This window comes from Alteromonas gracilis (assembly GCF_036870955.2).
GTDB lineage: Bacteria > Pseudomonadota > Gammaproteobacteria > Enterobacterales > Alteromonadaceae > Alteromonas > Alteromonas gracilis_A.
The window spans coordinates 2,262,825-2,288,145 of the sequence record NZ_CP145482.2; the positions used below are offsets into that span (position 1 = coordinate 2,262,825).

The 25,321-nt window shown below is 43.0% G+C and carries 24 protein-coding genes and 3 pseudogenes; 9 read left to right on the plus strand and 18 right to left on the minus strand.

Annotation, left to right across the window (positions count from 1 at the left end):
- The first annotated feature begins 77 nt into the window (after positions 1-77).
- Positions 78-1,418, plus strand: coding sequence for a DEAD/DEAH box helicase (locus tag V6N89_RS11015; protein ID WP_346992692.1), 1,341 nt, complete (start codon positions 78-80; stop codon positions 1,416-1,418).
- A gap of 62 nt (positions 1,419-1,480) precedes the next feature.
- On the opposite strand, the gene V6N89_RS11020 is transcribed toward V6N89_RS11015, so the two are convergent.
- The 3 genes from V6N89_RS11020 to V6N89_RS11030 all read right to left on the minus strand — a co-directional run bounded on the left by V6N89_RS11020 (position 1,481) and on the right by V6N89_RS11030 (position 3,443).
- Positions 1,481-1,723, minus strand: a complete 243-nt coding sequence (locus tag V6N89_RS11020) for an EF-hand domain-containing protein (protein ID WP_338517585.1) — start codon at positions 1,721-1,723, stop codon at positions 1,481-1,483.
- Positions 1,724-1,781: 58 nt separating this feature from the next.
- A complete protein-coding gene (locus V6N89_RS11025) occupies positions 1,782-2,777 on the minus strand; it encodes a rhodanese-related sulfurtransferase (protein ID WP_338517586.1) in 996 nt (331 codons plus the stop codon).
- Between the two features lie 150 nt (positions 2,778-2,927).
- Positions 2,928-3,443 carry a VC2046/SO_2500 family protein gene (locus tag V6N89_RS11030; protein WP_338517587.1) on the minus strand — a complete coding sequence of 172 codons (516 nt, stop codon included), beginning with the start codon at positions 3,441-3,443 and terminating at the stop codon, positions 2,928-2,930.
- A 137-nt stretch (positions 3,444-3,580) separates the two neighbouring features.
- Here V6N89_RS11030 and V6N89_RS11035 point away from each other — a divergent pair, with 137 nt between their 5' ends.
- Entirely contained in the window at positions 3,581-5,221 is a 1,641-nt protein-coding gene (locus V6N89_RS11035) for a response regulator (protein ID WP_346992693.1), read from the plus strand.
- 36 nt (positions 5,222-5,257) lie between these two features.
- On the opposite strand, the gene V6N89_RS11040 is transcribed toward V6N89_RS11035, so the two are convergent.
- The 3 genes from V6N89_RS11040 to V6N89_RS11050 form a co-directional block, all read right to left on the minus strand.
- Positions 5,258-5,557, minus strand: a complete 300-nt coding sequence (locus V6N89_RS11040) for a hypothetical protein (protein ID WP_338517589.1) — start codon at positions 5,555-5,557, stop codon at positions 5,258-5,260.
- Between the two features lie 11 nt (positions 5,558-5,568).
- Positions 5,569-6,126 (minus strand): alpha/beta hydrolase, encoded by a 558-nt coding sequence (locus tag V6N89_RS11045; protein ID WP_346992694.1) that lies wholly within the window; start codon positions 6,124-6,126, stop codon positions 5,569-5,571.
- Between the two features lie 145 nt (positions 6,127-6,271).
- Positions 6,272-7,114 (minus strand): DUF6279 family lipoprotein, encoded by an 843-nt coding sequence (locus tag V6N89_RS11050; protein ID WP_338517591.1) that lies wholly within the window; start codon positions 7,112-7,114, stop codon positions 6,272-6,274.
- 175 nt (positions 7,115-7,289) lie between these two features.
- Here V6N89_RS11050 and V6N89_RS11055 point away from each other — a divergent pair, with 175 nt between their 5' ends.
- Complete coding sequence (locus V6N89_RS11055) at positions 7,290-8,297, plus strand: ATP-dependent 6-phosphofructokinase (protein WP_346992695.1); 1,008 nt, start codon at positions 7,290-7,292, stop codon at positions 8,295-8,297.
- Between the two features lie 6 nt (positions 8,298-8,303).
- On the opposite strand, the pseudogene V6N89_RS11060 reads toward V6N89_RS11055, so the two are convergent.
- From V6N89_RS11060 to V6N89_RS11075, 4 genes and pseudogenes are all read right to left on the minus strand, one after another.
- A pseudogene (locus V6N89_RS11060) lies at positions 8,304-9,132 on the minus strand (LytR/AlgR family response regulator transcription factor).
- Between the two features lies 1 nt (position 9,133).
- Positions 9,134-10,207 carry a sensor histidine kinase gene (locus V6N89_RS11065; protein WP_338520257.1) on the minus strand — a complete coding sequence of 358 codons (1,074 nt, stop codon included), beginning with the start codon at positions 10,205-10,207 and terminating at the stop codon, positions 9,134-9,136.
- Between the two features lie 144 nt (positions 10,208-10,351).
- A complete protein-coding gene (locus tag V6N89_RS11070) occupies positions 10,352-10,813 on the minus strand; it encodes a DUF962 domain-containing protein (RefSeq protein WP_338517592.1) in 462 nt (153 codons plus the stop codon).
- A gap of 74 nt (positions 10,814-10,887) precedes the next feature.
- Positions 10,888-11,571, minus strand: coding sequence for a PilZ domain-containing protein (locus V6N89_RS11075; RefSeq protein ID WP_338517593.1), 684 nt, complete (start codon positions 11,569-11,571; stop codon positions 10,888-10,890).
- Positions 11,572-11,739: 168 nt separating this feature from the next.
- Here V6N89_RS11075 and V6N89_RS11080 point away from each other — a divergent pair, with 168 nt between their 5' ends.
- A complete protein-coding gene (locus V6N89_RS11080; RefSeq protein ID WP_338517594.1) occupies positions 11,740-13,560 on the plus strand; it encodes a M61 family metallopeptidase in 1,821 nt (606 codons plus the stop codon).
- A 68-nt stretch (positions 13,561-13,628) separates the two neighbouring features.
- Here the strand turns inward: V6N89_RS11080 and V6N89_RS11085 are convergent.
- The 3 genes and pseudogenes from V6N89_RS11085 to yejK form a co-directional block, all read right to left on the minus strand.
- Positions 13,629-14,421 (minus strand): annotated as a pseudogene (locus tag V6N89_RS11085) (M23 family metallopeptidase).
- Between the two features lie 122 nt (positions 14,422-14,543).
- On the minus strand, positions 14,544-15,419 hold the full coding sequence (locus V6N89_RS11095) for a 6-carboxytetrahydropterin synthase (RefSeq protein ID WP_338517597.1): 876 nt from the start codon (positions 15,417-15,419) through the stop codon (positions 14,544-14,546).
- Positions 15,420-15,484: 65 nt separating this feature from the next.
- The gene (gene yejK, locus V6N89_RS11100; protein ID WP_338517598.1) at positions 15,485-16,591 is read right to left on the minus strand and encodes a nucleoid-associated protein YejK; all 1,107 of its coding nucleotides are present in this window, start codon (positions 16,589-16,591) and stop codon (positions 15,485-15,487) included.
- A gap of 159 nt (positions 16,592-16,750) precedes the next feature.
- Between yejK and V6N89_RS11105 the strand changes: the two genes are divergently transcribed.
- Genes V6N89_RS11105 through V6N89_RS11115 form a run of 3 tightly spaced genes read left to right on the plus strand, consistent with a single transcriptional unit; the run spans position 16,751 to position 18,496 of the window.
- On the plus strand, positions 16,751-16,981 hold the full coding sequence (locus V6N89_RS11105) for a DUF1414 domain-containing protein (RefSeq protein WP_346992697.1): 231 nt from the start codon (positions 16,751-16,753) through the stop codon (positions 16,979-16,981).
- Positions 16,978-17,793 (plus strand): DUF3413 domain-containing protein, encoded by an 816-nt coding sequence (locus V6N89_RS11110; RefSeq protein WP_338517600.1) that lies wholly within the window; start codon positions 16,978-16,980, stop codon positions 17,791-17,793. The genes V6N89_RS11105 and V6N89_RS11110 overlap by 4 nt, the downstream gene beginning before the upstream one ends.
- Positions 17,780-18,496 (plus strand): hypothetical protein, encoded by a 717-nt coding sequence (locus tag V6N89_RS11115; RefSeq protein WP_338517601.1) that lies wholly within the window; start codon positions 17,780-17,782, stop codon positions 18,494-18,496. Before V6N89_RS11110 ends, V6N89_RS11115 begins: the two co-directional genes overlap by 14 nt.
- Before the next feature lie 134 nt (positions 18,497-18,630).
- Here the strand turns inward: V6N89_RS11115 and V6N89_RS11120 are convergent, their stop codons facing one another.
- The 4 genes and pseudogenes from V6N89_RS11120 to V6N89_RS11135 all read right to left on the minus strand — a co-directional run bounded on the left by V6N89_RS11120 (position 18,631) and on the right by V6N89_RS11135 (position 22,409).
- Positions 18,631-19,179 (minus strand): D-glycero-alpha-D-manno-heptose-1,7-bisphosphate 7-phosphatase, encoded by a 549-nt coding sequence (locus tag V6N89_RS11120; protein ID WP_338517602.1) that lies wholly within the window; start codon positions 19,177-19,179, stop codon positions 18,631-18,633.
- The gene (locus tag V6N89_RS11125) at positions 19,179-19,973 is read right to left on the minus strand and encodes a putative RNA methyltransferase (RefSeq protein ID WP_346992698.1); all 795 of its coding nucleotides are present in this window, start codon (positions 19,971-19,973) and stop codon (positions 19,179-19,181) included. The genes V6N89_RS11120 and V6N89_RS11125 overlap by 1 nt, the downstream gene beginning before the upstream one ends.
- A gap of 142 nt (positions 19,974-20,115) precedes the next feature.
- The gene (locus tag V6N89_RS11130; RefSeq protein ID WP_338517604.1) at positions 20,116-21,240 is read right to left on the minus strand and encodes an enoyl-CoA hydratase/isomerase family protein; all 1,125 of its coding nucleotides are present in this window, start codon (positions 21,238-21,240) and stop codon (positions 20,116-20,118) included.
- A 13-nt stretch (positions 21,241-21,253) separates the two neighbouring features.
- A pseudogene (locus V6N89_RS11135) lies at positions 21,254-22,409 on the minus strand (acyl-CoA dehydrogenase family protein).
- Positions 22,410-22,706: 297 nt separating this feature from the next.
- Between V6N89_RS11135 and V6N89_RS11140 the strand changes: the two are divergent.
- Entirely contained in the window at positions 22,707-24,059 is a 1,353-nt protein-coding gene (locus V6N89_RS11140) for a response regulator (RefSeq protein WP_338517605.1), read from the plus strand.
- Between the two features lie 38 nt (positions 24,060-24,097).
- Positions 24,098-24,307: a hypothetical protein gene (locus V6N89_RS11145; protein ID WP_338517606.1), complete on the plus strand. Its 210-nt coding sequence runs from the start codon at positions 24,098-24,100 to the stop codon at positions 24,305-24,307.
- Positions 24,308-24,321: 14 nt separating this feature from the next.
- Here V6N89_RS11145 and V6N89_RS11150 read toward each other — a convergent pair whose 3' ends face one another.
- Positions 24,322-25,182, minus strand: a complete 861-nt coding sequence (locus V6N89_RS11150; RefSeq protein WP_346992699.1) for an NAD(P)-dependent oxidoreductase — start codon at positions 25,180-25,182, stop codon at positions 24,322-24,324.
- Between the last annotated feature and the right edge of the window lie 139 nt (positions 25,183-25,321).

Consider the following 25,321-nt stretch of genomic DNA (forward strand, 5'->3'; position numbering starts at 1 on the left):
ATCTTTATGCCCTCTCCTTTCATTATGTCTATCATTAAGGGATAATATGCCGATTCGATTTATAACGAGGCATCCCTTTGCAAGTTTCCGATTTACCTGTTCATCACAAGATCATTTCAAAGCTAGAAAACAAGAACATTTCGACGCTTACTGAAATTCAAGAACGCACTATGTTACCTGCTATCCAAGGTAAAGATATTATTGCGTCATCTAAAACGGGATCGGGTAAAACCTTTGCTTTTTTGGTACAAGCTATAAACCGCTTAATGTCACAAAAAGCATTAAGCCGACAAGACCCGAGAGCACTTATTTTGGCGCCAACGCGAGAACTTGCTAAGCAGGTATTTATTGAAGCCAAATCTATGTGTACTGGCTTGAACTTAACGTGTTCACTGGTTGTGGGTGGTGAAAACTACAATGACCAGGTCAAAGCGTTGCGTCGTAATCCGCATATTATTGTTGGAACAGCGGGTCGCGTTGCCGATCATCTGTTAGACAAAAGCGTTTATCTAAACGGTCTAGAGCTGTTAATTTTTGATGAAGCAGACCGTATGCTTGACCTAGGTTTCGCTGCACAGCTTAAAATGATTAACTACTATGCAGACCATAGAAAACGCCAAACCATGCTGTTCTCAGCTACCCTCGATAATATCGAACTAAAACACATGACTGGCCAGCTGACAAAGGGTGCAGTGCGCGTCGCTGTGGGTGATTCAACTGCGCAGCATGGCGATATTGAACAGCTTTGTTACTTTGCCGATAACGTAGACAATAAAGACGAGATACTGCAGTTTGAATTAGAACGCCGTTCATACAACCAAGCAATTGTATTTACCGCTACACGTGAAGATACTGACCGCATTGCAGCCTTATTAAACGAGGCTAAACTTGAGGCTATTGCCCTTCGGGGCGATTTACCGCAAAACCAACGCGCAGCTATCATGAGTAGCTTTACACGCGGTCAACACAGTATATTAGTCACGACCGACCTCGCCTCGCGCGGTTTGGATTTGTCAAAAGTAGGCTTAGTCGTTAATTTCGATTTACCTAAAAATGCTGATGAGTATATTCATCGTATTGGACGTACAGGGCGCGCAGGTCAAAAAGGCGAAGCCTTCTCAATGATAGGGCCACGCGATTGGAAAAGCTTTGAGTCGCTAAAAAATCATTTACAATACGCGTTAGAGTGTGCGGCACACCCCGAACTTCCCGCCACGTTTAAAGGCTTTGCTAGTTCTAAGAAAAAAGTGCGTAAGCAAACAGACAAAAATGGTAAGAAACACGTTGCAAGGCCTGTTAAGCCACAGAACAAAAAGCGTGTCGATACTATGGTGGGTAAAGATGTTGGCATGGTGCCAATCAAGCGTAAGCCTAGAAAGTCGCCAAGCGAAGAGAATGAAAGCGACAATGATGGCTAAAAAGGCCATAAACAAAAAAAGCGAGCTCAGGCTCGCTTTTTATTTGGCTTAACGGCGTGTGGTTAGTATTCCCACCAGCACTCCTGCCACCATTCAAGAAACTCTTCAAAGTCAATAAAGCCGTCGTCATTGCTATCGATAAGCTTAAAGCCTTCTTGTACATGACTAGCTTTGGTTTTAGGAGAAATTACCGTAAGAAGTTCAATAAACTCTGGTAAATCAATTTGACCATTTCCGTCGCGGTCAAAGAAACTGAAATCTTTTTTGATTTCTTCAATTTTAGATTCTGAAAGTTGAGTGCTCACTCGCATTCCTTATATCAACTACAATGAATACGAGTGTAACGCCCTTCTATCCTACTGTCTACGCCTGATTTTCTTTTGCTTGAAGCGCGCGTAAACGCTGTGCTTCTGCCTTTTCTTGACGCTTTTGTTCCATAGTCAAACGCGCTTCTGTACCAACGTGTTCCTGGTTGCGTTCTTTGGCAAGATTGACCTGCTTTTCCCTCTCGCGAAAGCGCGCAATTTGATCATCGGTGTGCGTGCCAAAACAATGTGGGCAGCTTACACCCGGTTCATATTTATCGCTTTGCTTATCTTCTTCGGTTATAGGCAAACGACAGGCATAACACTGCTCGTAATGACTTTTCTCCAAGTCGTGGTTCACCGCAACGCGGTTATCAAAGACAAAGCAATCACCTTCCCACATTGATTCTTCTTTTGGCACATCTTCTAAGTATTGAAGAATACCGCCTTCTAAATGATAAACCTCTTCAAAACCTTGCTCTTTTAGATAAGCAGTAGACTTTTCACAACGAATACCGCCAGTACAGAACATAGCCACTTTTTTATTTTTAGCGGGATCAAGTTCTTTTGCGACGTACTCAGGAAATTCTCGGAATGTTTCCGTCTTGGGGTCGACAGCGTTTTTGAAAGTCCCGATTTCGATTTCGTAACCATTGCGTGTGTCAATCACGGTTACGTCTGGGTCGCTAATCAACGCGTTCCATTCTTTTGGTTTAACATAAGTACCAACGGTTTTACGAGGGTCTATACCCTCAACACCCATAGTGACAATTTCTTTTTTAAGTTTTACTTTTGTACGATAAAACGGTTGCTCTTCATGCAACGATTCTTTGAAAGAAATAGGATTTATGCGTTCGTCACTGTTTAGGTAGGCAAGCAAGGCATCAATACCTTCGCGAGTTCCAGAAACCGTACCGTTGATGCCTTCATGGGCAAGTAAAAGCGTACCTTTAATACCGTTGGCTTCCATAGCCTCAAGTAATGGCTGGCGCATTTCTTTGAAGTTTTCAAGCGCAACGAATTTGTACATCGCGCATACAATAAATTTTGACATAGTTTTTAACCTTTGCTGATTGGAGCGTAAGACCAGTGCAAAAATGCGGCGCGCAATATAGCAAAAATCTTTAATTAAATCTATGAAGTGGAAAAATCTAGTGCGTTAACTGTTTTTACACGCAGCAGCACCCTGTCAGACAAACAACGTCTATAGAGCAAATTGGTTGTCAAATGATGAGCTTGCGGATAAGACGTCGTACATTAACGTATTATCTTCTTCTATTTCATTAGAATAGGATGTTGATATGCGCTTCTGTGCTCCCAAACTACAGTTGTTTACAACGTCATCTGATAAGCGCGAAGCATCATTAGTTTGCGTTAGGGGTTGAGGGTTCATCACTTGATACAAGCGAGCAGTAGCTAGATCGCTTGTCATCAATTTAGAAAGTGTCGCCATTTTATCCCAATCATTGTTAGATGCCTCTAGTGACGCCTTGGGATAATGATTGAGTGAAAGTAATTCAGCGTCTAGACTGTTCGTGGAACTTTCACTTTCATTGTTTTTTATACGTAAAGGCTCTGCAATAGCATGTTGATGCATGGCAAGGTATAACGAGAACAACGCGCCTTCAGATGTCGCTTTTGATAGAACACCGCTTGTTTCCCAAAAAATACTAGGATCAATAGTATTTGAGTTGTTTAGCGCTGACGCGTCAGAAGACATTAATTGCTGCCATTACGTGCTTTGATTTTCATACTCTTGTTTTCGGCAAGATAATGTTTTTCTTGAGCTTATTATTGCTCTCTTGTTCGTAATAGATAATCATAAAGCAATAGGCTGTGCCAGCTCATGGATTGGAAATGCAATTTAGTAATAAACAAGTATTGATTGTAGAAGACCAGCGCCCTTTTTTACTGCTACTAAAGGGTCTTATGCATTCAATGGGTGTTTCTGATGTGGTAACAAAGTCTTCTGCTGAACAGGCAGTATCGCTAAGTAAGAAACACAAATTTGATATCATTGTGTGTGATCTGCACTTGGGTGCAGACAACAAAAATGGTTATGAACTGATCGAAGAGTTACGCACACGTCAGCTTATAAATCCAACCGCAGTGTTTATTCTCATCAGCGCAGACAGTGCAAGACCTGTTGTTTTAGGCTCTATCGACAGACGACCAGACGATTTCCTTATAAAGCCGTTCTCTCAGGTTCAATTGAAATCTCGCATTGTCCGCGCATGGCAAAAGCGACAGTTCTTGAAAGACGCCTACCGCCTTATAGAGCAGCGTGAATACTCATCAGCAATCGAACACATAAATAGCTTGTTGGCGTCACCTTCTCACTATAAAGGTCACTGTGAACAACTACTGATTGAATTGTATTGGCAAGTAGATCAGCCCGATAAAGCGTTAGACGTATTAAAAGAATACATCAATGGCAAACCGGTGTTGTGGGCTCAGGTTGCACTCGGCAAAACCTATTTGGCGCTTAATGAGAATGAAAAAGCCATTTCAGTAGCGAAACGAATTATTAAGAAAAACCGATTTAATGCTGATGCTCATGACGTTATAGCGCAGGCAAACCAAGCGCTGAAACGAGGTGAAATCGCCATAGAGGCCATCAAAGAAGCCATTAAACTTTCACCATTCTCGCTAACACGACACTTCAATGCCTGCACTATCGCTAGAGAAAATAATGACCTCGTTTTAGCCGCTGCCTCTAGTCAAGCCATTTGGGATCTTTCAAAACGTACCGTAAATCAAAATAGTCTTCACTGGTGCGGTATTATTCGCTCATTATTAGACGTGGCTGAGTTTTCGGACGACAAAAAACAACGCAATAAGTATCAGCAAGAAGCACTATTAACTCTTCAACGAGGCAAGTTTGACGACCATTTGCAGCGAGTAGACAGAGAATTTGACGTAGAAATTTTTGGAAAAATAGTCAATGCAAGAGTAAGTGCTATTGATGGCAAATTGATTGATGCAAAAAAACACCTATCTGAATCGCAAAGCGCGCTAGAAAACAAATACCCAGAGTTACCTACTGCATTTATCCCTGACAGCATAAATGTTATGTACAAGCTAGGTGAATACGATGACGCATTAGAATTAGCGAAGATTCTTGAAAACAGGCAAAGCAAACTTGATGTAAATAGTACATTGATGCTGGCAGAACAAGCTAAAAAAGCCGAAGAGAATTTGGCCAACTATCAACAGTTCAATCGGGAAGGTATCTCACACTACCAAAAACAAGACTACGAGCGTGCGAAAGCCTCATTTGCGCTTGCTCAAGGGTATGCGCCTGTAAATACCGGTGTTTCGCTAAACTTATTACAGTGTCTTTTGCAAATAGCGAAAACGCAGGACACCGTTGAGATGAAGATAATAAATGAGTGTAAAAGGTTATTTAAACTCATCGATGATATGAACTTAAAGCCACCCTATCAGGAAAAATACATTAACTTAAGGGAGGAGCTGGCTAAATATATTGGGTTTTAGCCAACTGCTTCTCGATGCCTTGTTATATTCGCGCTATCACTTTTCACCCAGTAAAAATACCAAAGGAACTGACAATCGTTCTGCCCAAGCATTTTCAGAATGATTAGTACCAGGGAAGAACTTAACTAATGTATTATCACCACCATATTTTTCGCTGAGCACAACATCAACCTTTTCCTGTAACGGCGGATAGAGCGCGTCTAGCGTTTGGTCGCCGTAATCGAAATACAACTTTTGAGATGACAATTTTCCTAAGTTTTTCGCTAAATAATCCGTAAAATACGCAGGAATGGGATTATTCTTTGCCGTAAAGTCACCCGGCCAATGTGTCGACAAACACGCCGCACCTAAGCAAATACTTCTGGGTACTCTAAAAGACCGTACCAAGAAATAAGGCCACCCATGCTAGACCCCATTAAATATGACCTTTTACTATCTACGGAATACGTCGATTCAATATAAGGCCTTACCTCGTGAACAATGAACTTTAAATAATTATCTGAATTGACACTCCGTGCAAACAAGCCGTGCCCAGCGCCTCTTGACTGTTCATAGAGCGTTTCTTGAAGTGTCTTCGGTAAATTTTCAAAAGGTTTTTGTGGAAAGTATTCATTGTGACGATGTGCATCGCCATTGAAGATACCCACCACGATAAAAGGCGCTACCGCACCTTCATCTATCAATTTTTGCGCGGTTTCATCCACGTGCCATTCTTGACCGTTCCAGGTTTTCGATTCGTCGAAAAGCATCTGACCATCATGCATGTATACTACAGCGTAGTCATTATCTGCACTGTAACCATCTGGCAGCCAAATCTCGACGGTTCTATCTGGTACTAATTCTGATTTAAATTGCTCGACGCGCTCTAAACTTCCTACGCTGACTTCAGCAAACTCTGCTTGCACAAAAAAAGAAAAAACGCTAAACCAAAACCCAATAATTTCACTGTTAAACCCTTCTACTAATCTTTTACAGCAATGTAACCTGACTTAGTTTAGCAACGTAGTAATCTGCACATGAATACGTATGTAGCCGATAAGTTACTATGCGCTAGCGCTGAAACTTTTCGACAGTGTTAATCACCTCATCAAGTTCATCAACAAGACGGGCTTTTTGTTTGTCTGACAATGTCGTCATCACTTCGGCAAACATAGTTGCCATTACTTTAGTATTGTGTGCGCTAGCTTGCAGGTATGCGTCACTGCGGTATTGATCGGGGTTTTGCATGAGTTCAGTGAGGTCATTGGCAAAATTTGTATTTGTACTTCGTGTGACAAAAAGGCGTCTCGCGGCATTTTGAATATTTTTACGATACGTGAGCCATTCATCTGATGTAGAAATATACTGTTCTACATACGTTTTAAGTATTTCTTTTTGCGCTTTTGACAAATCACCAATTCTTTCTGATACGCTTTTTTCCAAGCGTTCCAATCTATCTTCTAGGCGTTCTTGCTGTGTTTTTTCTAACGTCTGTGCCCTTTCCTCTTCTTCCTCTTTATTGTCTTTTTCAAGCGCGGCGAACAGCTGAACTACTTGATCGTCACTGAGTTCTTTAGCCAAAACTGCTAACTGAGGGCTTATTTCATCTCGGACCCGCTCCCAGTGTGCACGTACTTCATCAACGTGACCAGATATCGTTTTGTAATCCATCTCATCGTTAATGACCTGTGACTTAATCTTAAGTAGATGCGCTTTGTACCGTGTCAGTTCACTGCGCTTATGCCAACTCAGCCAGTTATCTAAATAGGCGTCGAACTGATCTTCTTGTTTGTTGTTTAACTCGATATAGTCATCAAGATACCAATAAACCCACCAGTCTAAATTATCGTACGCGAACTTAGAGCTGCATGCTGACAACAGTGACATGAACAGTGCAACAACAATCAATCGCATAGTGCTTTCCTTAAAAATAGATGTAGTGATTTAAGTCAAATTACGTCTTATGAAACCTATTACTATATAGACACCTAAAGAAGGATAAGTGCACATAAGTTTGCGCTTTACCTTCATCAATCTATGGATTACGTTAGATTAGAAGCTTTAACTGCTTTTTAAGAAGGATTTAATTGTGTCAAAACGTGTCGCAATACTAACCTCTGGCGGGGATGCCCCCGGGATGAATGCCTGCCTTCGCGCTGCTATTATAAAATGCCAATGCGCAGGCCATGAACTCGTGGGATACAAACATGGATACAACGGACTGCTTGAACAAGATTTCATTCCGTTAAATTATGAAACAACACATAACCTCATTCAGCAAGGCGGTACCCTTCTTCATAGTGCACGTTGCAAAAGCTTTAAAACTGACGAAGGTGCATTGAGGGGTGCACACAACCTTCAAAAAGCCAAAATTGATACCTTGATAGTAATAGGCGGTGATGGCTCATTTAGAGGCGCTTCTCACCTTAGCCGTTTTTGGAATGGCCAAATCATTGGGATCCCAGGCACCATTGACAATGATATTGCCGGTACTGACGCAACCATTGGATACTATACCGCGATAGATACAGCAATGAGTTCTATAGATAAAGTTAGAGACACTGCTGATGCCTTTGAGCGTATATTTTTGGTAGAAGTTATGGGCCGCCACGCAGGATTTCTCGCGCTTAATGCTGCAATTTCGGCTGCTGCTGACTACGTTATTGTGCCCGAGTTTTTTACGTCTGAAGAAGCCGAATTAAACAAGATAGTTACGCAGATTAAAGCGCGAAGAGCACAGAAAGGTGCCGTTAGCTTTATTATTGTCGTCGCTGAAAATGTATGGCCTAACGGGCTGAACGGTCTTAGCGAGGCGCTAAAGAGTAAAGAAATTGATGATGTAAGACCCGTGACGTTGGGACATGTCCAACGCGGCGGTTCACCGGTAAGTCAAGACAGGCTGTTGGCAACCACGCTAGGTGAATTCGCGGTCAGTTTAGTAGGCACAGAAAATACCAATATCATGGTAGGTGAAGTGAATCAAAAACCGGTAATCGTTCCGTTGCACGAAACCTGGGAATGTACCAAGCCCCTTAACGAGGCTCAAATAAGCACAATGCGAGCGTTAATGAATGACAGATACACGCCGCCTTCATAACGAAGGCTACATTTTCATTGCTGCTTTTACTTTGTCGCGATGACTTCGACTTACCTTAAGTTCAGTGTCATTTTGCAGAATCAAATGATACTCGCCGCTGATATGGCTAACCAACTTTTTAACAAAGCGAATATTTGCGATTGCAGAGCGGTGAACCCGTACAAAAAACTGTGGATTGAGCTCTTGCTCCAACTCTTTCATCGTCTTTCTCATAATATGCATACCATCTAGTGCATGCACGCACATATAATCGCCAGCAGCGTCAATCCATTGAATATCTTGTACATTTACGCGAGTTACTTCTGAACCGTCTTTAATCGCCAAAACATCTGGATAAGGATTGGTTTCGACTGGCTCTCCATTGGCTAGCTTTCTTAAGATTTCTTCGCAATCATCACCAGTTAATTCAGCAACTAGACTCACCAACTTTTGAGACTGTTCATCTTGATGTTGCGTCGTGTAATAGTCCCTAACCTTTTCTAATGCCGCACTCAGGCGTTCGTCATCTGCTTAGCTTTAACAGATAATCAAGAGCATGGATATCAAATGCCTTTATAGCGTAACTGTCGTATGCCGTCACAAAGACAATCATCGGAATGGGCTGTTTAAGCTCGCGGAGTTTGTGAATTACTTGAAATCCGTTCAAGCCGGGCATTTGGATATCTAGAAAAACAAGATCTGGGCGATGTTGAGAGATACTACTTACCGCTTCCAGACCATTTTGACATTCTGCAAGAACCTGTACATCATCATGACGTTCTAGCCTAGCGCGCAAACCTCTGCGTGCCAACGGTTCATCATCAACTACAATGGTCTTTATTACTCGCTTTGTCATGCTATACGTCCTTAACTTCGTAGGGAATTCGAATTCTTACACGAACCCCAGACGGCTGATTATGTTCTATAGAAAATGCAAAATTTCGATGATATAGCGACTGCAAGCGTTCTCTTATGTTCGCCAGCCCCACACCATTTTCTCGGCTTAATTGGCCATCCTTAATATCTGCACCAGGTCCATTGTCAGCAACATCCATAAGTAAATCGTTACCAAAAGTTCTTGCTGTAATAGAAATGCGACCGCCATTTTCCATCTTGGAAATAGCATGCTTAATCGCGTTTTCAATGATGGGCTGCAAAATCATACTAGGCACTAGCGCACAATCACATTGCTCATCAATATCCCACACTACCTCGAGTCGGTCGTCAAAGCGCACTTTTTCAATTTCTAAGTATAGTCTAAGTGCCTTAATTTCCTGCCCCAGAGGTACGCGTTTAATGGGGTCGTTGTCTAATGAATAACGCAAAAAGTCACTCAAGCGAGATACCATGGCTTCTGCGGTATCATTCTCTTTAAGTAGAATTAGTGTCGATATAGCATTTAGCGTATTAAATAAGAAGTGTGGATTAAGCTGATAGCGCAACATTTTTATGTGTGCTTGATGCGCCATCGTGCTTGCTTTCAGTGCGTTCTGTTTTTCTTTTTGCAGCATTTGAAAGTTTTTAATGCCGAAATACACCCCACTCCAACAACCCACCATAATGAGCGAGTTTATGGTATTGGTAAAATACATGTACCATTCGTCAGGGCGGTAGCCATGTTTATAGATTTCCCAATAGTTAATGTTCTTTACAACTGCCCAAAGCAAGGCAATGAGATAACACGACACGATGACAATAATGATCATGTTTAGCGGCGACTGCTTTCTCGCCCAACGATATATGTACCGCAAAGGTATGGTTAGCAACCAACCCGCATAGGCGTTTAGCAGAATGATAAAGACCCAGATTGGCCTCACGTCGTGAAGAAACGACCCGATGTAGTAAATGATCGCGAAACCTGCCCAGCCAGCACTGTGCAAAGTCCAAAATAGGCGTTCATTACTTTCGATTACACGCTGAAAGCGACTCACATTATTACCAAATAGAAAACTGATAACTTCGATTATACGCAAGCAACGGCAAGTCCAAAGAGACTTGGTCGTGCAAGCTGTACGTCTTATCGCAGGTTATCTAACACCAGAGAAGTTAAGCATACTGTTTTGATTAAGAAATGCCTAATATCCTATATTTAAACGCTTTAGCCAATGCACCCACCACCACGCGGGACCAACCAATAGAAAGCGCAAGTCTTCAAAGAATGAGGGCTTTTTTCCTTCAATCTTATGTCCTATAAACTGCAGCACCCACATAACCACAAATAATGATAAGCAGAATTGCCACACCGAGATTTCAAACCATATTAGAAGTTTTACTCCCCCAAAACATGCAATCGTCAACAAGGTCATCGCCGCGCCGATAGGACCAGACAAAGAAAAGTAGTAATACAAGACCGGAATAGCAATGATATGCGCCCACGTAACAGAGAACTGAGCAATGAACTCAGGAACTGGGATACTCCACAACAAGCCAAGCGTTACAAAATAGATACTTGGTACTGCAATGGCGTGTATCATAACGTTGGTTTTGTTTTGATGGCTTTCGCCATATTGCATTAACAGCCTTTCGATGCTTCTCATAAACTCCCCCGCTTTCTGTCTTTTAGTATTATCGGTTTGGGTATGTTGATAGCTAGTTTGATATTTGTATTTAATTAGCTCAGAAGCGTGTGACGTGACAAAAGGCTACTTACCAATTTGTCATCGCAATCAAACGCCAAGCCATAGTAGACGATATCTTTTTCTAGCTTGTGGTTTTTAACCTTAGCTTGTAACGAAACGTCTTTACCATCTAATGCATAAACTAAATGGACTAACGAATCGTCAATCATTATTTCCCAGTTAGGCTTCACCTGTAGTGCCACTTTACAGCCCTTTGGCGAGATATCGACAATAATGCCTGACACATTTTCATCGTCAGGATAGACTTCAGCCTCTAGCGTTACCGAAATACCAAGCTGAACACGCTTTGCACTGCGCAACCCGATGCTCTCAATACGTCTTGGGAAACTTGTAATGAGTATTCCTGAGGGCTTTGATAGCAATTTGAGTACTTTTACTCGAAACGCAATCACTTGACCTGTATCGCCCTCAAGCACTGAACGCACGACCACCTCATTGCCGACGGTAAGTGCATCTCTTGTCGTAATCCATTTTGCAGAGTTGGGAATATGAAACATTAAGCATTCATCTATCAGCATCCCTACGTACTCCGTTTTCACGCGTTTAGGTGCAGCTGGCATGGCGATTTGTAAATCGACAATATCGCCCGGGTCTAAGGTCCTTAGTGAGGCCAAACCTTCTGAATTAATTAGGTTACTTTGAGTCAGTTCCGGCATTTATGGTTATTTTTCTGGGTTTTATGTTCTTAGACCAATGTAACCTGTTTTTATGCAAGAGACAAAAGCTTCCTCACTTGTGATGTCATACCATCACGTTTTAACTCATTTCTCTGACGGGTCATTGGCTGTATAGTAGCGTTATTAAAGTTATCAAAAGGTTATTCTATGGGTACTCAGACTTTGCAATATACGTTAACGCTATCTAACTGGCGTGCCAACGAGTTTTCAGTTTCCCTTTTCATACCGAAACACGATAAAAACGAGCTTTTATTGACGTTACCAAGTTGGATACCAGGTAGCTACATGGTTAGAGACTTTGCCAAAAGCATCATTACCTTAAGTGCCGTCTCTGACGGTGATAACTCAACGCTGCCAATTGAAAAAATAGACAAACAATCTTGGAAAGTAAAAACTTCAGGTAACCCATGTAGTGTGTCTTACACGGTGTACGCTAACGATCTTTCTATTCGTTCGGCATTTATAAACGACGAATATGCGTTTATTAATGGTACTAGCGCATTTCTGAGTGTCGAAGGAATGCGTGATGTCGGCTGTACGCTTGAGGTGCGTGTTCCAACAGATGACCCTCATCTGTCAGCCTGGCAGGCTTATACGTCAATGCCCAAAAGTACCGATACGTCACCACTGGACGATACGGTTTACCGCGTATTTCATAGCTGGCATTATGCTTGTGAATGCTACGGGGATATTATTGACCATCCTATTTATATCGGGTTAGCCGATACACATACCTTCGAAGTCGATGGCGTGACATTTACACTATTGTTCTCGGGCAACAATGATATTGATTATCAACGCATAGCAAACGACCTCATCCCCATCTGTCGACATCATCTGACGCTGTTTCCTTCACCACATCCCATTTCTGATTATTTGTTTATGACGCTTTTAGCGGATAATGGGTTTGGTGGACTTGAGCATAAGTACTCTACTGCACTGCTCTATCCAAGATACGACTTGCCTTTAATTGGAGACCCTGAAGATAAAAGCGATGGATACATCACATTTTTAAGCCTATGCAGTCACGAGTTTTTTCACACCTGGCACGTAAAGCGAATCAAGCCTGATGTCATGGTGGAACCGGATTTGAGCCAAGAAACCTATACCAATCAACTTTGGATATATGAAGGCTTTACCAGTTTTTACGACGATGTGGCACTTGCAAGAAGCGGTGTTATTGACGCTAAGAAATATCTCAACATTGTTTCACAAAATATCAGTCGTCTACTTCAGAATGCGGGTCGGTTTAAACAAAGCGCTGCGCAGAGTAGTTTCGATGCGTGGACAAAGTTCTACAAACAAGACGCCAGTGCGACGAACAACATTGTAAGTTACTACACGAAAGGCGGCATTATTGCTCTTGGCCTTGATTTATTGTTACGAAAGCAGAGTGACAACAAATTTAACCTCGATAGTCTTATGAAACTGCTGTGGACACAGTATGGCAAAGACGAATCTGGCACGCCAGACGATGTTGTTCAATACTTGTGCAAAACGCATTTTGATATTGATGTCTCACAATACCTTGATAGCGTAGTGTATGGAACAGACGACGTCGATTTGTCTTCACTTCTTTCAATGATGGGCGTGGAACTTAAGACGCGCCCTAGGGTAAACGCTGAGGATAAAGGCGGCGTGTCGTCCCACCGACCTATCAAGCATCAGTTAGGTGCTACAACCAAAGCTGCGTCACTTGGATTGACCGTTGTCCAAGTATTTGAAGGCCTTGCCGCTCAACAGGCTGGTGTGCTTATCAACGATCTTATTGTCGCTCTGGACGGTCACGTTGTTAACCCTGCCAAGCTACAGCGACTTTTAGACTGCTGCAAAAAAGAGAGCATAGCGCTCACATTGATAAGGGACGGTAGGCTACTGAATGTCACACTACCAATTCTGCCTGCACGTTGCGATATGGCATATTTTGACGTAGTAGATGATGCAGTGCTTACACAGTGGTTAGCATAAACAAAAAGCGGTGAACCCAATAAGGGACACCGCTTTTTATTCGATGACAGCAATCGATAGGAATTAGGCTACAGGTCGTTAGGTGAACCAGAAACGACCGTTTGCGGGTCTAATCTCACTTTGCCTAAATTAATGCGCCAATCTAGGTGGGGGCCTGTTGAACGACCAGTAGAACCAATGGTGCCAATTTGCTCGCCCTGCTTTACCATATCGCCCACGTTAACGGTCATAGTGTCCATATGCAGGAATGTAGAAAACACTTTCATACCATGATCAAGTATTAGGGTGTTTCCTGAGTAATACAAGTCATCGGCAAGCGTAACCACTCCATCAACAGGTGCATACACTGGTGTTCCCTTTGGCCCGGCAATGTCAACACCGAAGTGAGGCCATTTGGGTACACCGTTCAAAATACGCTGGCTACCGTATACGCCAGAAATTGGCCCTTTTGCAGGCCATTGAAAACGAGTAAATAACGCATCTAAATCAGAGTTTTTACTTCTCGCTTTTGCAACGTTAACGTTGTCCTGCTTGATACGAGCGGTTACCTCTGCGGGAGGGGTTACCATTTTTTGCTCTAATCCGTCTATGCGCTGGATATTATATTTACGCTTTTCAAGCGTTATCTCACGACGTAGTTCTTCGCCTGAGGGCAACACGGCTTTCAGAACGTGTGAGAGTTGAGCTTCACGCTCAAACCCTACAACAAACTTTCCAGACGCGTTCGTCATGACTTCTTCGTCATTAAGGTAAACCGTTGAACCAACCTAACACTTGGCCTCTGACCAACGCACCTTGAGTGAACTTTCCATTGAGGATCAACGATGCGTCATTACTGCCTTGCTCAACAGATTGCGCCATTGCTGGTGAGACAAGACCTACACAGCACCCCGTGACTAACAAAGTAATAGCGCTCGCCCTAACGATATTCTTTATTGTGTATTTACGCATGATTGCCTTTCTTCCCTTAAACAAAAAGAGCATTAGCCCTTGACGGTAGCGCCCTTTCCAACACCTTCATAGGCAATAACTTGGCAAATCCCCTCAGGTGTAAGCTTTTTCTGCTCTTGTAATAAATATTGAGCTAAACACTCTACCGTTGAATCAGTATCAATAACTTCGCAATCTGACTTGGGTATTAACAACTCGAAGTATCCTTGAGAAGACTCGTAGGCAAAACAGTAATAGTCGGATGGTGTTTCCACCGAACCTTGAAGCTTGCGATCAGCATAGCTAATTTCATCTTCGCGCGTAGCAATATAGATATCTTCCCAGCGCTTAGCCCAATAAGCTTGGCTATCAAGACACGATTTACCATCAAAAAGGATATCGATTCGAGAGCGGTGTCCATGTGCGATTCGTTGACAATTTCCGTCGTGTTTCTTTAATCCGTGAGTGTAGTGATAGAAAGGCGTATTAATCACCTCTTCACGTAGCCCCAACGTAATATTATCGACATTCTCTGGCAAGTGCGTTGCGAGCACCTCTTTTAGATAAACACCAACAGAATCCATATCAATCACATCAGAATATACAAATGCATAGGCTTCAGCTGGGCAGTGAAGCATAATGCTTCGCTTGTCGCTACACGTAAACCTTACCTCAACTTGATCATTCTGTTCATCATGAATAACTTCGGCGCCACTGTATTCAGCAGGCACCAACAGTTTATGGTCAACATACTCATCTATTAACCGTTTTAGGTTCTTTTTGACGTGACCAAAGTCTTGAACCATGCTCTCTTCGTTAAGCTCACCGTCCAACACCACATCGACAATCCAGCTTTCACCTACCATACCGCGCTTAGGGCATAGGTAAGAGAAATCCATCACTGTCAGATCATTAACAAATAATTGCATAACACCCTTGTATCGAGTTTATATTCTTTTACTAGTATACGTTTTTTATTAACTGCGCGCAGTTATTAGTCCATTGAAGATTGGCGATTTAGCTGATCTTTTAAATTGGGTGGAATTCCCCGAATAGTTAACGTGTCTGTAGAGGGGTCATAAAAAATACGATCCCCCATAAGTTTACGTTCAAAGCTAAGTGACACACCGCCACCCTGCCCTGTAAATTTCGCCAATTGTTTTAAAGCAGCAGGATCAGGCTGTATTTCTTTTTCCAACGGCACGTCTAAAGATTGTGTAAACGTTGAAAAGTTGTCCGATGTATCTTCATTACTAGGAAGTCGATTAGCTAATTCAGAAACCGATAGACTTTCACCAGCGTCTATTTTTTCCTTAAAGTAGCTTTTTACTTCTTCACGATGCTGATGCTGCTCCTGAGGGTCAAGAGATTCACTGGCAAGGTAAGCATCAACTGTCGAAATAAGCTGCTTATTTTGTTGCTTAACATCAACAAGCTCTTCGCAGCCGACAAACTGCATAAAGAAATCAGAAACCTTACGTCCCATTCTTCCTTTGATAAAACTTACATAGCGCTGTTGTTCAGGTTGAACTTCCCATTGGGTAAGATCAAAGCGCACCGCTAGTTGCATTTTCGCCAAGTCCAAATGCTCACGGGCAGACAAATCAAGAGAATTCGTGACTTCAACGTGCGAGCGGGTGTTAAGCAATGTGATCATTAAGTACTGCGTCGCTAAGTATTCATATTGGCAAAATATGAGAAAGCCTGTTTCTAGCGTTCCCGTATCAGCCAGCGTTTTAACTAGGCGCCTTGTCGCATTAACTGAAAATGCGTGAAAGGCATCTTCAACGTTATCACCTGCTGCTTTTTGGATATCCATGTACTGCTTAAGCTCAAGGGCGAACTCAGAAACGTCCTGCGTGGTTTCTTTTGTTGTTGTTTCCCCTTCATCATTCTCAACTTGCGCTGAGCGAGTTACTTCTGTAACGAAATGACCAACACCTTTTCCAGGTTTGGTATTGAAACTGTGGTTAATTTGGTGAGCCAAAAGTTCAATTTCAGGTGTAACTGCTAAACAGTTGTCTCGAGGAATAGCCTCTATTTTCTCTTCTTTGTTAACGATTAAACGATGAACAACGAAGTGATGAATCAGTGCACTCATAGATTACCGGGTGTCCTGTTGCTTAAAAAGTGTCAGAAATATCCAAAGATTTGCGGGATTTTAGAATGAATGATTGTACTCATTCAAACAACGATTATAATCATTTTACGAGTAAAACCATTCTTTTTATCAAAGAAATCATAAAAAAGAGGCGTAACAATGCCCCAACAAAGCCGTTATACCAATGACGAATTCGAAGCGCTAATGAATAAAGTCATTCTCACTTTAGAAGAAAGTGGTGCAAACCGCGATCTATCACTGATGGTACTAGGTAACGTCATCACGCATATTTTAAACACTCAGGTTAGCCCAGAAAGTCGCGAGGCAATGGCCTCTCAATTTGCAGACGTTTTGAAAAAAGCGTTAAAACAAACTAGGGGTGTCGCATGATACTTGCCGAGTCACCTCGCCGCCAGCGCGTGACAAAACTCGTTAATTGGGGCCACTGGTTTGCGCTAGCAAACATCATCATTGCTATCGTAATTGCGTCAATTTTCGTCTTCTCGTCGCCGATGCCCGGCACAGGTGTTGGCACCTTGTACTTACTTGCCAATTGGTTTGGCCATATTGGCTTTATGACCTTTTTTGGGTTCGTGATCTTTATATTGCCACTGTGTTATGTGGTAAGTAACCAACGGATTATTAAAGCAAGCGCTTCAGTTATTGCAGCAGTTGGATTGGCGCTTCTTGCTTTTGATGCCCTTTTATTTAACCGAACAGGTTTTCATATTAGTTTTCATGCTGCTGATTTGCTAAGAAGCGAAGCACAAGCACAAATAGCGATAGATAATTGGCAACAGTGGGCGTTTCTTTTTCTGCTTTTCGTGGTCTGGCTTGGTTTTCAGTTAGTGCTTGCAAATGCGATATGGAAACGCGTCGAGCGCTTTACTCGGTACAAAATAGGCATTCCAGTAACGACGTTTTTCGTGAGTTGTTTTGTTACCAGTCATGCTATCCATGTTTGGGCTGATGCCAAACTTTATCAGCCTATTATCAAGCAGGATAATATGTTTCCACTGTCTTATCCGGCTACCGCTAAAACCACAATGTCACGCTATGGTTTGTTAGACTTGGCTGCTTATGAAGAACGCAAGCAACTGCAGTTTAACCCTGATATTCACAATATCACTTATCCTGCTGAGCTAGGTTTATTGCTCAATCGAAACCAGCAAAAATTTGACGGTTATCGTGCAAACAGATGACAGCGAAGTAGGAGTATTTGCCGACGAGAGAATGGCGGTAATCAACGACTATTATTCAACAGCAAGTAGCATCGAAGGACTGATGACTACAACCCTGTTTGGCGTACCCGAAATCTACCAAAACGCTCTGTCTAAGAAGCGCCCCGTGCTCTTAGCGCTCCCGCTGGGATCAGGCATGCCCGTCTCTATTCATAGCGAAAGTGACCTGCCCCTTTCACAGTTGTCAGGCTATCAACAACCTTTGTCAAACCAACATCAGGGGTTACATATCGCATTTTTAAAAGGCGATGACATTGCAGAGTATGCCAAAGACGCAATGTCACGTGGTCATAATTTGATGGTAGCAACTGGTTTTGGGAGCGAGTTTGGTAAAGGTAAGTTGATCAGTAATTTACCACTTAAAGCACAGTTGGCGAGTACAGAAGACCTTGCGCCAACTATCCTCAATGCTTTGGGGTGCACTGCGCCAAGTACCTTCTACTCTACTGGGCAAAACTTACTCGCCCCAGCTCGCCCATGGTTGGTCAGCACATCAGGTGAGCGTATTGTTGTGTTCCATGAAAACAAGCGTACTGATGTTTTAAGTAACGGCAGTTACGAAATAAGCGATATTAAAACAGGTAAGCGTAGCAAAGACCCACTGAATGTGGATTTGCTATCCCAGGCGATTAAGCATCTTTCTCGGTTTTCCAAACAAAACTGATAAAAAAGGCGCCATTATGGCGCCTTTCTTCTTTTCAATGTTAGGTAATTGTTTTTATTCAGGTTTTCTTTGCCGAACAGCATTAAAATCCCAGTTACGCGTAACCTATAAAGCATCATTTTCAGAGATTAGTCTTAGGCTATCACTTCAGTTAGCGATGAAACCTGATTAACTTTGTGGCCAGTACTTAGTAACGATGACATTGATTGCGTGACCGACGCATTATTAATGAAAATGCTTTCACGCACTCCTGCAGCGTCTGCAGCAACGATATCGCGCCAACTGTCTCCAATCATAATACTTGCTTGCGTATCTATGTTAAGTTGTTTAGCTGCTAGGTAAAACATACCAGGTTTGGGTTTTCTGCAGTCACATTCAATTGCATACTGAGAAACCTTGCCCTCGATATGATGGGGGCAATGGTATACGGCTATATCATTTGTACCATGTTCCGCGAAGTCATCTTGCACGCGGCGCATAAGCGTAAAAAAATCCGCTTCGGTATATAAGCCCCGGGCAATACCACTTTGGTTGGTCACGATAACGGGCATGAAACCTTTATCTTGAAAGTGACGAACAAGGTCAAAAATACCGTCTATGTATTCAAAATCGGCATATCGGCCCACGTAACCGTGGTCTACGTTAATAACGCCGTCTCTGTCTAGAAAAAGTGCCTTATTCATTATACTTTACGCCAAACTTGTATGTAAAAATCCGCACTTACAGCATCAAGTGACGCCACTATCTCGTTAATTCGTCCTTCTGGTAACTTCCAATAAAAAGGGGTCATTTTTATCAATGCTAAGCGCTGCTCTAGTGTTGGTAGTGCAATGTCGAAAGAAAGCCTTTCACTGCCAGAACGAACAAAACCATCTCTGATGTCATCGCGCATTTCATGTTTTTTCGGATTATCGTAAACACGCGCTTTTACTTCAAAAAGATGCTCTTGCGCTGGGTCAACAGTGATTAGAACGCCCTGTGTTTTCAATACCCTGCGATACTCTTCGGTACTTCCTGGCGCAAACACTTGCATAACGACATCTTGCGTATTATCGGCTAATGGCAACTCATAGCTACTTGCCACAACAAACTGGCTCTTTTTATATGCCTTGGACGCAAGTTCTACAGCAATTTTTGATATGTCACTACCTGCCCCACTGCATGTTAATCCATTATCCTCTAAACCCGAAAGTATGGCATCAAGGTAACTCCCCTCGCCGCACCCTGCATCGTATACTTTTAGCGGTATATTACTTTTTTCATCGTTGTTTAGTGCGCTCAAAAGTAATTCGACCAATTTGTCCTTAAGCGGCTTATAGGCATTAAGTTGGTGAAATTCACGGCGCGCTTTTACCATGGCTTTATCATCACCAGGCGCTTTAGATTTTTTAAATTGAACAGGTAAAAGATTTACATAGCCTGACTTCGCTTTATCAAAGCTATGATTTTTTTCACATTTGATAGCATTAGATGCCAAAGATATTGTTGTTTTGCAAAGTGGGCATTGCCACATATAGGGGTTCGTCTTACTTTAACTAATATTTTGATGAGTTTATCAAAAAGAAAGCCCTTGCAACAGCAAGGGCCAACGTAATGTCGTATAGAATGAAATGATCGCGTTACAACGCGTTCAATGGGTGTGAGCCCGATGCCCACGGCGAACTGAAAAAGTGTTCTATCACATCGCTAGGTACGTCATTGACCGTCGCATACTTCCATTTTGGCTTCATGTCCTTATCTATCAGTAACGCGCGAACGCCTTCTTGAAATTCGCCACTTTCGCCGCAACGGCAGGACAAGTTAGCCTCCATCTTGAAACACTCTGATAGCGAAAGCGTGGCGCCACGTCGGCACTGCTCTACAACGAGATGCATTGTGATTGGCGACCCTTTTGCCAACGTCGACTGAGCGCGAGTAAGCCACTTATCCCCTTGCATGTCAGCATTTAAAATGGCATGTACCACATCCACCGCTGCTTCGCTTTGACACAAGCTATTTATTAACGAGAGGTTTTTCTCGACGTTTCCAACGATGTTTTCAGAAGGTTTATCAAGTTGACTGATCAACTTGCTCACGTCATCTGACGGTGAAGCAGTCTTTTCCCAAGCGTGATCTTGAAGTGCATGCAGTAATGCATCTTTTTGTGTACTTGAAACCATGTGGTCGGCGAGGCCTACGAAACATGCGTCACTAGCATTCATTTGGCCACCTGTTAAGCCTAAGAAAACGCCCGTTTTCCCTGGTAAACGAGGTAAAAAGTAACTACCACCCACATCAGGATACAAACCAATAGTAATTTCTGGCATAGCTAACTTGGACGTCTCAGTGACAATACGGTGGCTTGCACCGCATAACAAGCCCATGCCACCGCCCATCACGATACCACTACCCCATACCAACACTGGTTTAGTGTAGTTATGGATCGTATAGTCTAACGTGTATTCGGTTTTAAAGAAGTCCTCTAAAAAAGGAGGAATGCCGTTGTCGCTTTCTAGCATGGCGTTATACATTGACACAATATCGCCACCCGCACAGAAGGCTTTATCGCCCTCTGCATCTATTACTACGGCAACGATATCATCTCTGCTTTGCCAACACATTAATGCGTCCAGCATGATAGTTGCCATTTCAAGATCAAGCGCGTTAAGTGCCTTTGGCTTATTCAGCGTAAGTCGTCCAATTAAGCGCTCACCGCTGCTCGTCGCTAGCTCATCAACAATGACTACATTTGCCATATCCTTCATCGTCACTCCTTTTTTACAGCACGCTGCACTCGTCTGCGAGTATCCGACGACCAATAATAACGCGCATAATTTCGTTAGTACCTTCTAGAATTTGATGTACACGTACATCTCTGAAATGACGCTCTAACGGGTACTCTTTTATATATCCATAACCACCATGAAGTTGTAGGGCGTCATTACAAACATTAAAGCCCACATCAGTAGCAAATCTTTTCGCCATCGCACAATAAGTGGTTTTGTCAGCGTCGTTATTGTCCAGTTTGCATGCAGCCATTCGAACCATTTGTCGAGCCGCAACTAATTCAGTGGCCATGTCGGCAAGTTTGAACTGCAACGCTTGAAAACCAAGCAATGGGCTTACCAAATTGCTCACGCTCCGTCATGTAATCTCGTGCCGTATTGAGCGCTTGTTGCGCCGTGCCAACTGAACAGGTTGCAATATTGATTCGGCCGCCGTCAAGCCCTTGCATTGCCATTTTGAAACCTTGGCCTTCGTCACCTAGTCGCCAACTTTCTTCTATCTGAACATTATCAAACGTAATCATACGTGTGGGCTGTGCATTCCAGCCCATCTTTTCTTCGGCCTTGCCATATTCAATGCCTTTTAGGTCAGCAGGTACTGCAAAAGCGGAAACACCGCTTGGACCTTCACCGCCAGTTCTCGCCATTACTACAAGAACATCGGTACTTCCTGCGCCTGAGATAAAAACTTTTGCACCATTTAACACATACCCTGCGTCGTTTTTGGTGGCTTTGGTTTTAAGGGATGCAGCATCAGACCCTGCGCCTGGCTCAGTAAGACAGTAAGACGCAAGTTTGTCGCCAGTAACAAGTTGGTCGCACCACATGGATTTAACGGCTTCACTTCCCCACGTCGCTATCATCCACGTTGCCATGTTGTGAATAGTCAACATCGCCGTCGTCGTGGTACACCCCATCGAAAGCTGCTCAAAAATGATTGATGAATCGAGGCGTGATAGTCCTAATCCGCCCGCTTCTTCAGGCGCGTAGAGCCCGCAAAAGCCCAGTTCACCCGCTTTTTTAATGGCTTCAACTGGAAAGTGATGTTCTCTATCCCACATTGCAGCATTGGGCGCCAGTTCTTGTTGGGCAAATTGCCTTGCTGTTTCTTCAAATGCAAGTTGGTCGTCGGTTAACTCAAAGTTCATAAAGCTTACCTATGGTGTATTTCAACAAAAATTTACAAATACATTACCGAATACTTACCCCTTACGTAAACGTAAAGTGCAAAAATTGTTAAGAAAAGACACGTCACGACGTAAATAATTTGTGACGAAATTCTTAGAAAGCTCGTTTTTTACGGCCTATAAGTACAAAAAAATATCACATACTCATACTGTTACATAAAACGTATCGTTTATTTTGTTCAGTTATCAAATTCTATAGTGCAACGACTATATTCGCCTGATAAGCTAATTTGAGTGAAAAAGTAAGGTTAACTATCTGTGGAATTTAGGATCGCCATCGTTGAAGATAATTCGACAGCACGCACGGCACTGCGTGGGCACCTTATGTCTATTGCTAATCTAGCGGTAAGTAGCTTTGCATCTGGCTACGAATTAAAAGGGGCACTAAAAAAGCAACATTTTGAACTTTTAGTCATGGATTATCACCTTGGCCAAGGGAAAAATGGTGTCGAATGGATTCAATCGCTTAGAGAGTCAGGTTATATACGCCCAAGTACTGGTATAATTTTTCTCACATCAGACGGGATCCCACAAACCATTGGCAGAATTATGGATATACAGCCAGACGTTCTGTTGATAAAGCCCTACACTATTGCGTCACTATCTCGCCAAATAAACCAGTATCTGCACTATAGAGACTACGTTAAAAACGTATTACATGCGCTAGACAATAAAGAGGTCGGGCGCGCTATCAGTATTATTCAAGCTAAAATCAAAGAAGGCGTGCCTGCGCGTTTAGTTGCCGATATTAGGCGACTCTATGCCAAATTACTGTTTGAAAGTGGCGATCCCCTTCGAGCGCTTAATATATACGAGGACGTACTTGCGCATTCTGACAAAGTTCTGTGGGCGCAATGGGGTAAGATAAAATGCCAATATGCAGCTGGTCACTGGCCTCACTGCCAATCGCAGCTTAGTGAGATGGTTAATTCAAGTTTGGCCAGAGACAAAGCATTTGAATGGCTAGCGTCGTTATCTTTCGAACAAAATGCGTTCGACGACGCAGAGAAGTACTTAGACCAAATTAAATTCAGTGAACTAAGCTTGCCTGCGGCTAAGCTAAAGAGCCTGACGTTTCAAAAACAAGATAAAGTTATTGATGCCATTGATCTTCTTCAAAAGAAGCGTGCCATGCATCGAAGTGCCAAGGACAGATTCAATGATTTCACTTTCGAACTGGCTGAGTTTTATCTCATGCTTGCAGAGGCATCACCGGAAACCAATCGAACTGAAAGCCTAGCTCAAGCCAGAAAGCTCGTTGGCATTGCGGGACGAAGCCAAGGTGATCACCAAGTGCTTCAGAAGCGTGACTACCTGCTTGCCTATTCCGCAGTTTTAGATAATGACCTAGACAAAGCTACGCATTTTCTCGAGCCTGAATACATAGATAACTACCACCGTACCGAACCTTCGACGTTAGTTATAGCGGCCAAAGTTCACCATGGACTGGGGGATGAGCGAAAAGCAGGTGAACTTCTTTTAATGGCAAAAGAAAAAAATGCGGAGCTTCAAACAATCTCTGAACAAGTAACCAATGAGTCTCTTATTTTTACAGGCGGAAAAACCCTGGGTTTAAATCAAGAGCAAGCTATAGCGATAAATGACACCTAAGCACACAGCTATTTGTAGACGGTCACTACAGTGCGGCAATGAAGCATTTTTACGATGCGTTCCATCTTTCACCCGAAACTGCCGCGTTCGGACTCAACTTGCTGCAGAGCATGATTGAATCCGATACTGGCGTGTACAGAAAGTACGATGTTAACCAACTATTTGATGTATTGAGAAGTGAGTCATTAACGCCGCCGAATAAAGCGCGCCTAGACCAACTTTCAGAACAAGTTCAAGCGCACAGCTAAGTGTGCGCCAATGCTTATTTTAATCTTGTAAGCAAACTTGATGTATCCCAGCGACCGCCACCTAATTTCTGTACGTCAGCATAGTACTGATCGACAAGAGCGGTTAGCGCTAATGTAGAGCCATTTTTTCGTGCCTCGTTCAGAGCAATGTTTAAGTCTTTTCGCATCCAATCAACAGCAAACCCAAAATCGAAACTGTTATCTAACATTGTGCTCGCTCGATTTTCCATTTGCCACGATTGCGCCGCCCCTTTACTGATTACGTCAACAACCGCATTACAGTCCAGCCCTGCTTTTTGGCCAAAGTGCAGGGCTTCTGCTAGCCCCTGTACCACCCCTGCTATGCAAATCTGGTTCATCATCTTGGCCAATTGGCCACTGCCGCACTTTCCAAGTAATTGGCTGTGTCGTGCATAGATGTCTAGTACCGGCTGCGCTCGCTCAAAAATTTTTTCTTCACCACCAACCATAATAGTCAGTTGCCCGTTTTCAGCGCCAGCTTGTCCACCTGATACAGGCGCATCCAAAAAGCTGACTTGTTTGGCTTTGCACAGTTGCTCTAACTCGCGAGCAATATCAGCAGATGCCGTTGTGTGGTCGACTAAAATAGCCCCTGCTTTCATTTTGCTTAACGCGCGCGTTGCAATCTCGCGTACATCGTTGTCATCACCAACGCACATAAGCACGATGTCAGCGTTAGCACTAGCCTCTTCAGGTGAACTTACTGCGTTGCCTTTATATTGCGCTAGCCATTTGTTCGCTTTTTCAGCAGTTCTGTTGTAAACCGTAACTTGCATACCTGCGTTAGCGAGATGCCCTGCCATTGGGTATCCCATTACACCCAACCCGAGAAAACTTACTTTTAAATCCGTCATTGAAAATATACTCTTGTATTGGTAATACAGCATGGTGATATGACACCCACATGGTTGGAATGTAACATAAACCGCGCGCTAAAAACTCTACATAGCCTGTAATAATAAATCTAATGTATATTGGCGTAGGTGTTATTAA

Bases quoted from the DNA above. Each gene is read 5' to 3' on its own strand.
- yejK (WP_338517598.1), bottom strand. From the start codon at position 16,591: ATGAGTGCACTGATTCATCACTTCGTTGTTCATCGTTTAATCGTTAAC.
- V6N89_RS11030 (WP_338517587.1), bottom strand. From the start codon at position 3,443: ATGTCTTCTGACGCGTCAGCGCTAAACAACTCAAATACTATTGATCCT.
- V6N89_RS11110 (WP_338517600.1), top strand. From the start codon at position 16,978: ATGATACTTGCCGAGTCACCTCGCCGCCAGCGCGTGACAAAACTCGTT.
- V6N89_RS11050 (WP_338517591.1), bottom strand. From the start codon at position 7,114: ATGCGATTGATTGTTGTTGCACTGTTCATGTCACTGTTGTCAGCATGC.
- V6N89_RS11145 (WP_338517606.1), top strand. From the start codon at position 24,098: ATGAAGCATTTTTACGATGCGTTCCATCTTTCACCCGAAACTGCCGCG.
- V6N89_RS11130 (WP_338517604.1), bottom strand. From the start codon at position 21,240: ATGAAGGATATGGCAAATGTAGTCATTGTTGATGAGCTAGCGACGAGC.
- V6N89_RS11105 (WP_346992697.1), top strand. From the start codon at position 16,751: ATGCCCCAACAAAGCCGTTATACCAATGACGAATTCGAAGCGCTAATG.
- V6N89_RS11080 (WP_338517594.1), top strand. From the start codon at position 11,740: ATGGGTACTCAGACTTTGCAATATACGTTAACGCTATCTAACTGGCGT.
- V6N89_RS11120 (WP_338517602.1), bottom strand. From the start codon at position 19,179: ATGAATAAGGCACTTTTTCTAGACAGAGACGGCGTTATTAACGTAGAC.
- V6N89_RS11150 (WP_346992699.1), bottom strand. From the start codon at position 25,182: ATGACGGATTTAAAAGTAAGTTTTCTCGGGTTGGGTGTAATGGGATAC.
- V6N89_RS11075 (WP_338517593.1), bottom strand. From the start codon at position 11,571: ATGCCGGAACTGACTCAAAGTAACCTAATTAATTCAGAAGGTTTGGCC.
- V6N89_RS11095 (WP_338517597.1), bottom strand. From the start codon at position 15,419: ATGCAATTATTTGTTAATGATCTGACAGTGATGGATTTCTCTTACCTA.
- V6N89_RS11070 (WP_338517592.1), bottom strand. From the start codon at position 10,813: ATGAGAAGCATCGAAAGGCTGTTAATGCAATATGGCGAAAGCCATCAA.
- V6N89_RS11035 (WP_346992693.1), top strand. From the start codon at position 3,581: ATGCAATTTAGTAATAAACAAGTATTGATTGTAGAAGACCAGCGCCCT.
- V6N89_RS11025 (WP_338517586.1), bottom strand. From the start codon at position 2,777: ATGTCAAAATTTATTGTATGCGCGATGTACAAATTCGTTGCGCTTGAA.